The 13,032-nt window shown below is 68.5% G+C and carries 14 protein-coding genes; 9 read left to right on the top strand and 5 right to left on the bottom strand.

Annotated features, from left to right (window positions below; translation table 11 throughout):
• The first annotated feature begins 7 nt into the window (after positions 1–7).
• Genes ACQP1O_RS30730 through ACQP1O_RS30715 form a run of 4 tightly spaced genes read left to right on the top strand, consistent with a single transcriptional unit; the run spans position 8 to position 4,188 of the window.
• The gene (locus tag ACQP1O_RS30730) at positions 8–724 is read left to right on the top strand and encodes an ABC transporter ATP-binding protein (protein WP_433561897.1); all 717 of its coding nucleotides are present in this window, start codon (positions 8–10) and stop codon (positions 722–724) included.
• Positions 721–1,887, top strand: coding sequence for an ABC transporter substrate-binding protein (locus ACQP1O_RS30725; RefSeq protein ID WP_433561896.1), 1,167 nt, complete (start codon positions 721–723; stop codon positions 1,885–1,887). The genes ACQP1O_RS30730 and ACQP1O_RS30725 overlap by 4 nt, the downstream gene beginning before the upstream one ends.
• 29 nt (positions 1,888–1,916) lie before the next feature.
• Positions 1,917–2,696: an ABC transporter permease gene (locus ACQP1O_RS30720; RefSeq protein ID WP_433567852.1), complete on the top strand. Its 780-nt coding sequence runs from the start codon at positions 1,917–1,919 to the stop codon at positions 2,694–2,696.
• A gap of 28 nt (positions 2,697–2,724) precedes the next feature.
• The gene (locus ACQP1O_RS30715; RefSeq protein WP_433561895.1) at positions 2,725–4,188 is read left to right on the top strand and encodes an MFS transporter; all 1,464 of its coding nucleotides are present in this window, start codon (positions 2,725–2,727) and stop codon (positions 4,186–4,188) included.
• On the opposite strand, the gene ACQP1O_RS30710 is transcribed toward ACQP1O_RS30715, so the two are convergent.
• The 3 genes from ACQP1O_RS30710 to ACQP1O_RS30700 form a co-directional block, all read right to left on the bottom strand.
• Positions 4,185–4,766: a carboxymuconolactone decarboxylase family protein gene (locus ACQP1O_RS30710; protein ID WP_433561894.1), complete on the bottom strand. Its 582-nt coding sequence runs from the start codon at positions 4,764–4,766 to the stop codon at positions 4,185–4,187. The two genes, ACQP1O_RS30715 and ACQP1O_RS30710, sit on opposite strands and share 4 nt — an antisense overlap.
• Positions 4,766–5,086 carry a hypothetical protein gene (locus ACQP1O_RS30705; RefSeq protein WP_433561893.1) on the bottom strand — a complete coding sequence of 107 codons (321 nt, stop codon included), beginning with the start codon at positions 5,084–5,086 and terminating at the stop codon, positions 4,766–4,768. Before ACQP1O_RS30705 ends, ACQP1O_RS30710 begins: the two co-directional genes overlap by 1 nt.
• A gap of 116 nt (positions 5,087–5,202) precedes the next feature.
• Complete coding sequence (locus ACQP1O_RS30700) at positions 5,203–5,949, bottom strand: alpha/beta fold hydrolase (RefSeq protein ID WP_433561892.1); 747 nt, start codon at positions 5,947–5,949, stop codon at positions 5,203–5,205.
• Between the two features lie 456 nt (positions 5,950–6,405).
• On the opposite strand from ACQP1O_RS30700, the gene ACQP1O_RS30695 reads away from it, so the two are divergent.
• Both ACQP1O_RS30695 and ACQP1O_RS30690 read left to right on the top strand, forming a co-directional pair.
• The gene (locus ACQP1O_RS30695; RefSeq protein WP_433561891.1) at positions 6,406–7,281 is read left to right on the top strand and encodes a helix-turn-helix domain-containing protein; all 876 of its coding nucleotides are present in this window, start codon (positions 6,406–6,408) and stop codon (positions 7,279–7,281) included.
• Positions 7,282–7,327: 46 nt separating this feature from the next.
• Complete coding sequence (locus ACQP1O_RS30690; RefSeq protein WP_433561890.1) at positions 7,328–7,849, top strand: hypothetical protein; 522 nt, start codon at positions 7,328–7,330, stop codon at positions 7,847–7,849.
• Positions 7,850–7,856: 7 nt separating this feature from the next.
• Here ACQP1O_RS30690 and ACQP1O_RS30685 read toward each other — a convergent pair whose 3' ends face one another.
• Complete coding sequence (locus tag ACQP1O_RS30685) at positions 7,857–8,345, bottom strand: nucleotidyltransferase domain-containing protein (RefSeq protein ID WP_433561889.1); 489 nt, start codon at positions 8,343–8,345, stop codon at positions 7,857–7,859.
• Positions 8,346–8,416: 71 nt separating this feature from the next.
• The gene (locus ACQP1O_RS30680; protein ID WP_433561888.1) at positions 8,417–9,175 is read right to left on the bottom strand and encodes an NUDIX hydrolase; all 759 of its coding nucleotides are present in this window, start codon (positions 9,173–9,175) and stop codon (positions 8,417–8,419) included.
• A 77-nt stretch (positions 9,176–9,252) separates the two neighbouring features.
• On the opposite strand from ACQP1O_RS30680, the gene nadA reads away from it, so the two are divergent.
• The 3 genes from nadA (at position 9,253) to nadC (ending at position 13,027) form a co-directional block, all read left to right on the top strand.
• Positions 9,253–10,293 (top strand): quinolinate synthase NadA, encoded by a 1,041-nt coding sequence (gene nadA / locus ACQP1O_RS30675; protein ID WP_433561887.1) that lies wholly within the window; start codon positions 9,253–9,255, stop codon positions 10,291–10,293.
• A 33-nt stretch (positions 10,294–10,326) separates the two neighbouring features.
• Complete coding sequence (locus ACQP1O_RS30670) at positions 10,327–12,045, top strand: L-aspartate oxidase (protein ID WP_433561886.1); 1,719 nt, start codon at positions 10,327–10,329, stop codon at positions 12,043–12,045.
• 121 nt (positions 12,046–12,166) lie between these two features.
• On the top strand, positions 12,167–13,027 hold the full coding sequence (gene nadC / locus ACQP1O_RS30665) for a carboxylating nicotinate-nucleotide diphosphorylase (RefSeq protein WP_433561885.1): 861 nt from the start codon (positions 12,167–12,169) through the stop codon (positions 13,025–13,027).
• The last annotated feature ends 5 nt before the right edge of the window (positions 13,028–13,032 follow it).

Below are 13,032 nucleotides of genomic sequence, written 5' to 3'. Positions count from 1 at the left end.
TCCTTGCTTGTATGAATTGACAGTCGATTGCGGCACAAAGAAGTTCGGCGACAATCTCGTGCTGGACAATGTGGGCATCTCGATCGATCGCGGCGAGTTCCTCGCCGTGCTGGGGCCGAGCGGCAGCGGAAAGTCCACGCTCCTGAGGATTTTGGCGGGCCTGGAGAGCCTGACCGCGGGGACGGTGCGCTGGAGTAGCGACGGTGCCCGCCCGCCCACCGGTGTGGTGTTCCAGCAGCCCCTGCTGCTGCCGTGGCTCACCGTCATCGAGAACATCTCGCTGGCAAGGCGATTCACCGCTCACCGCCACGAATTCGACCATGAGTACCCGACGACCCTGCTGCGGCGATTCGGGATGGACGGCCTCGCCGACCGGTATCCGAGCGAATTGTCGGGTGGCCAGGCGCAACGCGTGGCCGTACTGCGAGCGGCCGCGACTCGGCCCCGGCTGTTGTTGCTCGATGAGCCGTTCAGCGCCCTGGACCCCGCGACTCGAATCGACCTGCGGCAGTGGCTGGCCGAGCTCGTCGCCGAACTCGCGGCGACGGTCGTGCTCATCACCCACGACGTGGAGGAGGCGATCGCGCTGTCGGATCGGATCGTGCTGCTCGACCGCGGCAGGATTCGCCGCGAATGGCGCGAGGTGCGGACCGGCCTCGATACGCCGGCCCTGCGTGCCGACATCCTCCAGCAGTACCAGCCGGACGAGGTGGCGGTTCCGTGACCGACATTTCGAGACGATACCTGCTGGCCGGGGCGACGGGACTGACCGTCGCCGCCGGGCTCTTCGGCTCGGTGGACCTCGTCCACAGCGCGGCGACCGCCGGGCGGCGGCGTGAGAGTGCGCTGCGCATCGGCTACCTGCCGATCACCGACGCCGCGCCCTTGCTGATCGCGCATTCGGCGGGCCTCTACGCCGCCGGATCGGTCAGCAGCGGCAAGCCCGTATTGTTCCGGAGCTGGGCCGGTTTGGCCGAGGCGTTCGTCTCCCGTGAGATCGACGTGGCACATCTGCTGATGCCGATGGCCCTGCAGCTCCAGCGCGTCCTGGGTGCCGGGGTGCGGGTGCTGGGGTGGAATCACACCAATGGCTCGGCGCTCACCGTCGCGCCGGACATCACCGATCTGGATCAGCTGGTGGGAACCCAGGTCGCGATCCCGTTCTGGTGGTCGATCCACAACATCGTCCTGCAGCAACTCCTGCGAGCCCACGACATCACGCCGGTCGTCCGGCGCAGTGCGTCGCGATCCGAACGCACCGTCGAACTCATTGTCATGAGTCCGTCGGATATGGTTCCCGCCCTGGCGAATCGGTCGATCGCGGGCTACGTCGTGGCGGACCCCTTCAATGCCATCGCGCAGATCAAGAAGATCGGTCGAATCCACACCTTCCTGGGCGACGTGTGGCGCGAACATGCGTGCTGCGTACTGGTCACCAGGGACGACGTGATCGCCGAGCGGCCATCCGCGGTGCAGGGGGTGACGGATGCGGTGGTCTCCGCGCAATTGCGGATCACCGCGGACCGCAATCGAGCCGCCGACGCGTTGACCTCGGGCAGCTACCTGCCCCAGCCACTGCCGGCGGTTCGCACGGCCCTCACCTATCCCGCGCCGCCGTATCAAACGCGACACCCGGACTGGTCGCCGCACCTCGTGGGATTCCAGCCGTACCCCTATCCCAGTTTCACCCGGAAGCTGGTCGAAGCGATGCACGACACGGTGGTCGACGGCGACCGCGGCTTTCTCGACGACCTCGATCCGAGCACGGCGCACCGGGAGCTGGTGGACGACACCTTCGTGCTGAATTCGATTGCCGCACACGGTGGAACACAGGCCCTGGGGCTGCCCGCCGACCTCGTGAGAACTGAACAGGTGCAACTGCTGTGACTTCAACCTTCGTTCGAACGAACTCCACGCTGCGCGCGGCGGCCGGGTCGGCGGTCGCTGGGGCCTGGCCCGCCTCGGCGGCCATCGCCGTGACGGTTTTCCTCTGGTGGCTGGCGACAACCGTGCTGTCGCACGAGCATTCGCTGCTACGGCAGACCGCCCCGCAACGGGTGCTCCCGGCGATCGTCGATCTGTATCAGCGCGGCGTGCTGGTGTCCGATGCGGCGATCAGCCTGTGGCGCTTGGTTATCGGTCTGGCCATCGCGACGGTGATCGGCGTGCCGACGGGCTTGCTGATCGGCCTGAGCACCCGGATCGAGCGGGCCTCGACGCCCGTGGTGCAGTTCTTGCGCATGATCTCGCCGCTGTCGTGGACGCCGATCGCGGTGGCGCTGTTCGGGATCGGCAATCAGCCGGTGTATTTTCTGGTCGCGGCCGCGGCCGTGTGGCCCATCCTGCTGAACACCGTCTCCGGGGTGCACGCCATCGATCGCGGATTCCTGGATGTGGCGCGGTCTTTTCACGCGACGCGCCTGGAGCAACTGCGTGTCGTGATCATTCCGGCCGTCCGTGATCATGTCCGGACCGGCCTGCGCCTGGGTCTCGGCACCGCCTGGATCGTGCTGGTTCCCGCGGAGATGCTCGGTGTGCGTTCGGGTTTGGGCTATCAGATTCTCAATGCCCGAGATCAGTTGGCCTACAACCAGGTTGTGGCCATCATCCTCGTCATCGGCGTGCTCGGATCCGCGGTGGATTTCGTGGCGAGCCGCCTGCCCGGGCGGACCTTCAACAATCGCGCAGTCGCATGAAACTGATGAGTAGAGGGTGAGGTTGTTCATGTCCGAGGTACGTGCGGCGTCCGATCGCCGCTGGTGGGCACTGGTGGTGCTGTCGATTGCGCAATTGCTGGTCGTCCTGGACGCGACGATCGTGACGATCTCGCTGCCCTACGCGCAGGCCGACCTCGGCATCCGCGATGCCGACAAGCAGTGGGTGTTCACGTCTTACACGCTGGTGTTCGGTGGCCTGCTGCTGCTGGGCGGTCGCCTGGCGGACTATGTCGGGCGGCGGCGGATCTTCCTGATCGGCCTGGTCGGATTCGCGGTGGCCTCGGCGCTGGCAGGTGCGGCGCTGAGCCCCGGCATGCTGTTCGCCGGCCGGGCGCTGCAGGGCCTGTTCGCGGCCTTGCTGGCGCCCTCGGCGCTGTCGCTGGTGTCGGTGACGTTCACCGCGGCGCAGGAGCGGGCTCGCGCCTTCGCCGTTTTCGGGGGCGTGTCCGGGGCGGGCTTCGCGGTCGGGCTCATCGGTGGCGGAGCGTTGACGGAGTACGCGTCCTGGCGCTGGTGCCTGCTGGTGAACATCCCGATCGCGCTCGCCACCGCGGCGGCGGCCCTGCTGGTCGTGGTCCGGGACGTGCCCGTGCGGCGGGTGGGCGGCTACGACCTGCCGGGCGTGGTCCTCGTGACCGCGGGCCTGGCGAGTGTCGTCTACGGGTTCAATCGCGCGGCCGAAGCGGGATGGAGCGCCGCAAGTACTGTCGCCCTGCTGGTGATCGGTGTCTGCCTGCTGCTGGCCTTCGTCGCCGTCGAGGCGCGGGTCGCCAATCCGCTACTGCCCCTGCGTATTCCCGGCGAGATCAATCGAGGCGGCTCGTTCCTGGTCGCGCTACTGGTTCCGGTCGCGATGTATGCGGTGTTCCTGTTCCTCAGCTACTACTTCCAGCAGACGCTCGGCTATTCGCCGTTGAAGGCCGGAATCGCCTTCCTGCCGTTCCCGTTCGGCATCGTCGTCTCCGCGGGTATAGCCAGCAAGCTACTGCCGCAGATCGGCCCGCGCGTGCTGATGCTGGCCGGTGCGCAACTCGGCGCGGGTGGCCTGATCTATCTGGCGCAGTTGCGGGTCGGCTACTCCTACTGGGCGGCGGTGTTCCCGGCCGAGATCGTGATCGCGCTCGGCATGGCGCAGATCTTCGTGGCCATGCAGGCCACCGCGCTCTACGCGATCGACGACCGCGACGCGGGCGTGGCCAGCGGCCTGCTGAACGCGGTGCAGCAAATCGGCGCCTCGATCGGAACCGCCCTGCTCACCACGATCGCGGTCCAGGTCTCGACGCGCTACGCCCGCACCCACCTGCCCACCCCGGATCTCCCGGCGCACGCCGCGGTCCACAGCTACGATGTCGGGTTCTACTGGGGTGCCGGGTTTTTCGTGATCGCGGCGATCGTGGTCGCGATCACCATCCGGGTCCGGAAGCTGGACCCGATGACCGACCCGGACAGATCGGCGACGATCCCGGTCTAGCGGTAGCCGCGCTTCAGAAGGAATTTGGCGCCGGCTTCGAAGGCCGCGGGAGTGAGGAGTTCGAAGGCGAAGGCGTCGGCCAGGCGGTTGGTCGTGTTGAAGGCGGCGCAGACCGCCAGGGCATCCTCGATCTGTTGCGGTGTGACGCCGGTGGACAGCACCTTTCGCATGTCCGCGGCGGTCACCGTGCCCTCGCGCGTGAGTGTTCCGAGCATGCGGAGAGTCGCGCGCAGGCCCTCCTCCACGGGGGCCGAATCCAGGTCCGACAGGACGGCCCGGACTCGACCGTCGTCCGCACTGGCCTGACCGGCGGTGGCCGTGTGCGCGGCGATGCAGAAGGCAGAATCGTTGAGCTTGGAGACGTAGGCCGCCATCAGTTCCCGATCGGCCACCGACCAGGCCGAGGGGCCGCGCATCGCCTCGTGGGTGAAGGTTTTCGCCGCGTCTCCGTAGAAATCGGGGCGGTAGAAAACCAGTTTCGCGGCATCCGGCACGGGCTGGCGCGAGAAGAGCCGGATGAGTGTGAACAGCAGCTTGGTGGTCGGGCGGTAGCCGGTATCGAGGATGTCCGGGCGCATCAGCCGACCTCCTCGACGGCGTCGGCGAGGGCGGCCAGTCCCGTCTCGTACCGCCGGGCCGATTCGCCGACCGCCGCACAGATCACCAGCTCGACGAGCTGATCCTCGCTGTAGCCGGATGCCCCGGCGGCGGCGAAATCAGCATCGGTGATCTGCGTGGGCCTGGTGGCGACCTTGTCGATGAGTTCGCGCAACGGTGGCGGTAGATCGGCATTGCGGAAGGCGCGGGCACGCAGATCTGCCGACGCGGTGCCCGTCCCGTTCAGCACCCGGTCGACCAGGGCGCGCTGTGCTGCTCGTTTCCTGTCCTCGGATGCCATGACCGCCTCCGTCGGCTCGGCTACCTGCGTTTACCTGTGACCACCATAGGCCCGCGGGCGAAACAACGGCCATGCCCTCCGTTGCAACGGCTGTGTCCTTCTCTGGTGCGGGGCTTTCACGAGGCGTGAATCCTGGTGAACGGCAACAAGATTTCCGCGGTGCGTGGCGGGTTCTCGACGAAGGGGGAGTGTCCGACATCGGGAACGGTCACCACCGTCGCGCCGGGGACGGTCCGGTATTCGTCGGCGGAGGTCGCGGTGCGCCAGCGACGGTCCTGCTCGCCGAAGATCACCAGAAGGGGTTTCCCGATGGTGGCGAGGCGGTCCGGGAGGGTGCGCTGGGTGATGTAGTCGGTGCTGGCCGCGCTGGTCGCGGTGAGCGCGTGATAGGTCATGCCGCGCAGGTCGTCGACGAACTGTTGGGGAATCGGGTAGGCGTCGGTGGCGAAGGCGCTCGTCAGGGCCTGCCGCAGCAGATCGTCGGTGCGAACCTGCCAGATCAGGTCCCCGACGCCGGGGGTGGTGAGCAGTTGCGAGGCCGGGCTTTCGGAGGTGTCGTCGCTCATGGCGGGGCCGCTGTCGATCAGGGCCAGACCGGTCACCAGATCCGGCCGTTGTTCGGCGACCGAGGTCGCGACCGCGCCGCCGGTCGAGTGGCCGACGACGAGCGCGTGCCGGATTCCGAGCTGATCCAGCACACCGGCGACCCGATGTCCCTGCTGCGGAATCGAATACTCGTCACCGCCGGGTTTGGCTGACCCGCCGTGGCCGAGCAGATCGACCCGAATGACGTGATAGCCGGCCAGCAATGGCACCACCCGGTCCCACCAGTGAGCGGACGCCCCGAGCCCATGGATCAGCACGAGAGCAGGATCATCGGCCGGTCCATCCTGACTGACATGGATATCCTGGCCATCAACGCTCAGCGTCGAATCGCCTGCGGCAGCAGTGCTCTGCGGCGTCGCCACCACTACACAGCCCAGAACCAGAAGTGTCCCGGCAGCCGCGGCGACCGCCCGTCGCGTGCCGTTCCTCCGGCCACTTGCGCGCGCTTGCCGCGCCTGCGAATCGCAGGCCCACTTTGCTTCCGAGTGAGGGAGCCGGGCCTGCTTTTCTTGCGAGTGGCCGGGGAGTAGAGCCTGCTCTTCTTGTGAGTGGCGGGGGCGCCGGTCTTGCTCTGCTTGTGAGTGGCCGGGGAATCGGGCCTGCTCTTCTTGCGAATGGTTGGGGAGCGCAGCTGGGGAATTCACGCACTCACTGTGGCCGTCGCCGCACGCTGCCGGCTTGAACAAATGTTCCCCGGCCTCCACCATGAAGGCGTGCGCGTCACCGCACCCGAACCTGTCTGGGATGTCGTCTGCCCCTCGCGGCCCGGCCGGCTCCCCGGTATCCGCATGGCCGGGTTCCGTGATCACGGGGTGAATCCTGTTGACCAGCTGGCGCTGCCGCATCCCGACATCACGCTGCTGCTGGAGTTCGGCCCCGGCGCGGTCACCGTCGACGACGCCGCGAGCCGCTGCGGGGGCAGCCTCGTCGGCGGGCTCGGGTCCGGGACCCGGCGCGTGCGCGGAGCGCAGATCGAATGCGTGCAGGTGCGCCTGTCTCCCCTGATCGCAGGTCCGCTGCTGGGCGTCTCCCTCGCCGAATTGTCCGGCGCCCTGGTGCCTTTGGACGCCCTGTGGGGTCGCGAGTCCGCGCTGATCCGGGAACGACTGGCCGAAACCCGGTCGTGGGAACAACGTTTCGCACTGATCGAGGCCCTGCTCGCCCGCCGCTACGCGGCCGCGCCCGCAGCGGACCCGGAGGTGGTCTGGGCCTGGCGTCGCATTCGCTCCGGTCACGGCCTGGTACGTGTCGACGCCCTCGCCGACGAACTCGGCTGGACCCGCAAACGCCTGTGGTCCCGATTCCAGACCCAACTCGGCCTGCCACCCAAACGCGCCGCCACCCTGGTCCGCTTCGACCACGCCGTCCACCGCCTCGCCGCCGGCACCGACCCGGCCCGCGTAGCCGCCGAAACCGGCTACGCCGACCAATCCCACCTCCACCGCGATATCGTCGCCTTCTCCGGCATCACCCCCACCGCCGTCGCCGTCACCTCCTGGCTCGCCGTCGACGACATCGCCTGGCCAACCGCCGCACTCCCACACCAGGACCCGGACCTCCAGCCCGCCGCCCAGGTCCAGCGGAGCTAGCCGTACCTGTTCATCACCGGCTCGGTCGGTGCGACATGATGAGCGGATGCAGATCCGGGATTCTCATCCGATCGTGGATGGCGTGCTCGATCGGCACCGGCGGGAGATCGGTGATGCCTTGCCCGTGTACCGGAATCATGTGCTGCGCTGCCTGAACTATCAGCAGTTGTTGCTGGGGGAGGCGGTGCCGGATGTCGCGGCGCTGGCGTGGGCGGTGCACGATCTGGGGATCTGGACCGCCGGAAGCTGGGATTATTTGGATGCGTCGGCGGATCTGGTGGCCGGTCACGCCGCTGAATTCGGTATCGACGACGTCGAGACTGCACGTCGGATGGTGCTCGAGCATCATCGCCTTCGCAGCGTCGACGACCGGTTGACCGAAACATTCCGCATTGCCGACCGCATCGATCTCACGCACGGGCTGCTCCGTCGGCCCGTGACCCAGGCCGAGGTCAGAGCCGTTGTCGCGCACCTGCCCTATGCCGGCTTCCACGCATTCCTCGCCCGGCAAGCCGCCCGCTATGCACTGACCCATCCCACGCGCCCGATGCCCATGGTCCGCTGGTAGTCCCGGGCTATCGGTGCGAGTCGGGAATGGCGAAGCCGAATTTGGCGGCCAGTGCCCGGACGTCGGCGCGGTCTTTGGAGGCGGGTGGGTACGCGGTTTTGAAGGTGAACATCCAGGGGGCTGCGATGCAGTCGACCTTCTGGCCGTCGATGATGCCGGTGCCGGTCAGGGAATCGGCGGGATATTCGATGCCGTAGGTGACGTGGCCGTCGGCGTCGTGTTCGACGACGTGTACATCGACCGCCTTGTCGGGCGGGATTCGCATGAGGTAGTTCCATGCTGTGTGATCCGGTCCTGAATCGGCGAGATAACCCAGCTCCGTGAGGATTTCGTGCAAACGGTCGGCGTCGGTGCGCCGGATGGCGATATCCAGATCACCGTGTGCCCGCGTTTGTTCGCCCAGCAGTGCGTCGACACACCACCCTCCGTCGATCCAGAACCGCACGCCGGCTCGTTCACAGGCTCGATGGAGGGCCAGGACGTCGCCGGCTTCCATACGAACAGTTCAGCAGACGGGTCCGGATTCGGCAGCGGTTGCTTCGAGAATGGTCTCCACCATGCCGATGGTCAGCTGGGTGGGCGGAGGGCGGCGAATTCGTCGGTGACGCGGATCCCGGAGTCGGTGAAGCGGTAGACGGCGGCGGGCCGTCCGCCCGTACGGCCGGGGGAGGAGGTCTCGCCGGTGGGGGTGATCACCTTGCGGCGGGTCAGCACTCGTTGCAGGTTGGTGGTATCCACGTCGTAGCCCAGTGCGGCGCAATAGATTTCGCGCAGGGTGGACATGGTGAAGGTGGCGGGGGCCAGGCCGAAGGCGATATTCGTGTAGGACAGCTTGGCGGCCAAGCGGTTTCGGGCGTGGCGGACGACCGTGCCGTGGTCGAAGGACATGTCCGGCAGGTCGGAGACCGGGTGCCACTTGGTGTCGTGGGGAAGCACCGGTTCGGCGGTCAACGGCACCAGACCCAGATAGGCCGAGGCGATTCGGCGGTCGCCGGGTACCCGGTCGGGATCGCTGAAAACCCACACCTGCTCGAGGTGGGTCAGCTCGCGGACATCGACCTTCTCGGCGAGCTGGCGGGCCGCGGACGTATCGAGATCCTCATCGTCGCGCAGTCGGCCGCCGGGCAGTGACCAGGTGCCCTTGGCGGGGTCCAGGGCGCGTTCCCACAACAGCACCGCGAGTTCGGTGCGCTGGCCCGGCGGGCAGCGGTCGGAGACGGCAATCCCACCCACGCTAGTGCTCTCACCTGCACGGATGGTGTCAGGGAAGCGACGAACCTGGAACACCGCGGTGAGTGTTTCGTGGATGGTGCTACGATGGGCCACGTTTTCGATTCTAAGTCGAAAACCGGTTGGATGCGAATCGGCGAGGTTGCCGGGCGCATGAGAGAAGGAGCCATGCCATGGCTGCAGCAGTGGGCGCGACGATGACGCTGACCGAGCGCATCACCGACGGCCCGTCGGGATACTCCGGCGTGGAGGCCACCCCCGAATGGGCGGCGGAGATCAAGCGGCTGGCGCGTGAGCGCAATGCCACCATCCTGGCGCACAACTACCAGCTGCCCGAGATCCAGGACATCGCCGACCACGTGGGCGACTCCCTGGCCCTGTCCCGGATCGCCGCCGAGGCGCCCGAGGACACCATCGTGTTCTGCGGCGTGCACTTCATGGCCGAGACCGCCAAGATCCTCAGCCCCGAGAAGACCGTGCTCATCCCGGACCAGCGCGCGGGCTGCTCGCTGGCCGACTCCATCACCGCCGAGGAATTGCGCGCCTGGAAGGCCGAGTACCCCGACGCGCTGGTGGTGTCCTACGTGAACACCACCGCCGCGGTGAAGGCGCTGACCGACATCTGCTGCACCTCGTCCAATGCCGTCGACGTGGTCGCCTCCATCGACCCGGACCGCGAGGTGCTGTTCCTGCCGGACCAGTTCCTGGGCGCGCACGTCAAGCGCGTCACCGGCCGCGAGAACATGCACATCTGGATGGGCGAGTGCCACGTGCACGCCGGCATCAACGGCGACGAGCTCAACGAGCAGGCCCGCACCCACCCGGACGCCGAACTGTTCGTGCACCCCGAATGCGGTTGCGCGACTTCGGCTCTGTACCTGGCGGGCGCCGGCGAGTTCCCGGCCGACCGGGTGCACATCCTCTCGACCGGCGGCATGATCGACGCCGCGAAGGCGGCCAAGTCGAACCAGGTCCTGGTCGCCACCGAGGTCGGCATGCTGCACCAGCTGCGGAAAGCCGCCCCCGGCATCGACTTCCAGCCCGTCAACGACCGGGCCTCCTGCCAGTACATGAAGATGATCACCCCCGCCGCCCTGCTCCGCTGCCTGGTGGAGAACCGCGACGAGGTCCACGTCGATGCCGAAACCGCTGCCCTGGCCCGCAATTCGGTGCAGCGCATGATCGAGATCGGCAACCCCGGCGGCGGCGAGTAGCCACGTCGTCCCCCGTCAGGGGAGGGATGAGCAATGGTGAATACATCGATTTCCATCACCTGGGAAGCCGAGGCGGATCTCGTCGTCGTGGGTGGCGGGGTGGCCGGCCTGACCGCCGCGCGGACCGCGTCCCGACGCGGGCTGCGGGTGCTGACACTCAGCAAGGGCGGGCCTACCGACACCTCCACGCAGTACGCGCAGGGCGGGATCGCGGTGGTTGCGCCGCACGGGGATTCGGTGGAATCGCACGTGCACGACACCGTGGTCGCAGGGGCCGGATTGTGTGACGCCGACGCGGTGCGATCCATCGTCGAGGGCGGGCAGCAGGCCGTGGCCGCGCTGACCGACCTGGGCGCGGTGTTCGATCTCGGGCGCGATGGTCAGGTGTCGCGGACACGGGAGGGCGGGCACAGCACCCGCCGCATCATTCACGCGGGCGGTGACGCCACCGGCGCCGAGGTGCAGCGGGCGCTGAACACCGCCGGACTGCCGGTGCTGTTCGGGGCCGTCGTGCTCGACATCGTGACCGGGCACGAGGGCGTGCGCGGTGTCATCGTGGTGTCGGGCAAGGGCTTCGGCATCGTGCACGCGCCCGCCGTGCTGCTCGCCACCGGCGGGCTGGGCCAGCTGTACGCGTGCAGCACCAATCCCGCCGGCGCCACCGCCGACGGCATCGCGCTGGCGCTGCGAGCCGGGGCGCTGGTGTCGGACCTGGAATTCCTGCAGTTCCACCCCACCGTGCTGTTCACGCCCGGCGGCCTGGGCCGCCGCCCGCTGATCAGCGAGGCGGTGCGCGGCGAGGGTGCGATTCTCGTGGATTCCGAAGGCAATTCGGTGACCGCGGGCGTGCATCCGCGCGGCGATCTGGCCCCGCGCGACGTGGTCTCCCGCGCCATCGCGGCCCGTATGCACGAGCTCGGCACCGACCACGTGTACCTCGACGGCCGCTCGATCGAGGGCTTCCCGCAACGCTTCCCGACCATCACCGCCTCGTGCCGGGCCGCGGGCATCGACCCCACCACGGATCTGATCCCGGTCGCGCCGGCCGCGCACTACCAGTGCGGCGGCATCCTCACCGACACCGCCGGCCGCACCACGGTGCCCGGCCTGTACGCCGCCGGTGAGGTGGCCCGCACCGGCCTGCACGGCGCGAATCGCCTGGCCTCCAACAGCCTGCTCGAGGGCCTGGTGGTCGGCGAGCGCGCGGGCACGGCGGCCGCCGAACGCCAGGGCGTGGCCCGCCCGATCGCCGAGGTCGGCCCGCTGCGCTTCCCTCGCGCGGATCGAAAGTTGCTGCAGGAGCTGATGACCGAGCACGCTTCGGTCGTCCGCGACGGCGACGGCCTGCGTGCCGCCGTCCTGCGCATGGTCGGCCTGGTCGCCGACAATGCCGCGCCCGACATCACCGTCGAGTGGGCGCTGAGCGGGAACGGCGCAGCTGTCGGCCGGGACGGCGATGCCCTGGATGTGTCGAGCGATGGCGCAGTCGCGCACTCCGATTCGGCGGCGGCGATCATTCGCGAGCTGGAGGACTCCGCGCTCACGCTGACCGCGCGGGCACTGCTGGTCGCGGCGGCGGCGCGCACCGAGAGCCGAGGCTGCCATACGCGGTCGGATTACCCGGAGCCGCGGGAGGAATTGCGGCGCAGCATCGTGGTCCGGCTCGGGTCCGACGGGCGGCCGAAGCTCGTTGCCGACGGCGTCGAGCCGGGGCAGGCATGGGGTCGGGCCGCCGTGCCCGTCGCCTCGTGACGGGCGTGGCCGCCATGCCGGAGCTCGCCGTCTCGCACGGCTTCGCGTTCCGGAACGACATCGCGGTCCGGAACCACATTGCCCGGGGCGCAGGACAAGTCATCGAACAAGGAGTGCAGCAATGACTCTCGACGCCGGACTGGACCGCGACGCGGTGGTCGCGCTCATCCGCACCGCCCTCGACGAGGATCTGCGGTACGGGCCCGATATCACCACGCTGGCCACGGTGCCCGCGGACGCGGTCGCCAAGGCGGACATGGCTTCTCGCCAGCCGGGCACGGTGGCCGGGCTGGATGTCGGTCTGCTGGTGCTCGACGAGGTACTGGGCGCGGGCAACTACGAGGTCACCGGCCGCGTCGCGGACGGCACCCGGGTGCAGCCCGGTGACGTCGTGCTCAGCCTGGCCGCGCCCACCCGCGGGCTGCTCACCGCCGAACGGACCCTGCTGAACCTGGTGTGCCACCTGTCCGGAATCGCCACCGCCACCTCCCAGTGGGTGGACGCGGTGGCGGGCACCGATTGCCGTATCCGCGACAGCCGTAAGACCCTGCCCGGCCTGCGGGCCCTGCAGAAGTACGCGGTGCGGGTCGGCGGTGGCGTCAATCACCGCATGGGCCTGGGCGATGCCGCTCTCATCAAGGACAACCACGTGGTGGCCGCGGGCTCGGTGGTTGCCGCGCTGCGCGCTGTGCGGGAACTGAACCCGGACATCGAGTGCGAGGTCGAGGTGGACAGCCTCGAACAGCTCGACGCCGTGCTCGCCGAGGACGTGGAACTGGTGCTGCTGGACAACTTCCCGCTGTGGGCCACCCAGGCGGCCGTGCAGCGCCGCAACACCCGGTCGCCGCGCACCGAACTCGAGTCCTCGGGCGGACTCTCGCTGGACATGGCGGCCGACTACGCCCGCACCGGCGTCGATTACCTGGCCGTCGGAGCGCTCACCCACTCGGTCCGGGTGCTGGACCTCGGACTCGATATGTGAGACAG

Origin of the sequence: Nocardia sp. CA-151230, assembly GCF_050942175.1 — a bacterium.
Classification (GTDB): domain Bacteria; phylum Actinomycetota; class Actinomycetes; order Mycobacteriales; family Mycobacteriaceae; genus Nocardia.
This window is presented reverse-complemented; position numbering and strand designations above follow the sequence as displayed.

What these genes read in the sequence shown, in the direction of transcription:
- ACQP1O_RS30715 (WP_433561895.1), top strand. Translation starts at nt 2,725, where the DNA reads ATGTCCGAGGTACGTGCGGCGTCCGATCGCCGCTGGTGGGCACTGGTG.
- ACQP1O_RS30710 (WP_433561894.1), bottom strand. Translation starts at nt 4,766, where the DNA reads ATGCGCCCGGACATCCTCGATACCGGCTACCGCCCGACCACCAAGCTG.
- ACQP1O_RS30705 (WP_433561893.1), bottom strand. Translation starts at nt 5,086, where the DNA reads ATGGCATCCGAGGACAGGAAACGAGCAGCACAGCGCGCCCTGGTCGAC.
- ACQP1O_RS30690 (WP_433561890.1), top strand. Translation starts at nt 7,328, where the DNA reads ATGCAGATCCGGGATTCTCATCCGATCGTGGATGGCGTGCTCGATCGG.
- ACQP1O_RS30685 (WP_433561889.1), bottom strand. Translation starts at nt 8,345, where the DNA reads ATGGAAGCCGGCGACGTCCTGGCCCTCCATCGAGCCTGTGAACGAGCC.
- nadA (WP_433561887.1), top strand. Translation starts at nt 9,253, where the DNA reads ATGGCTGCAGCAGTGGGCGCGACGATGACGCTGACCGAGCGCATCACC.
- ACQP1O_RS30670 (WP_433561886.1), top strand. Translation starts at nt 10,327, where the DNA reads ATGGTGAATACATCGATTTCCATCACCTGGGAAGCCGAGGCGGATCTC.
- nadC (WP_433561885.1), top strand. Translation starts at nt 12,167, where the DNA reads ATGACTCTCGACGCCGGACTGGACCGCGACGCGGTGGTCGCGCTCATC.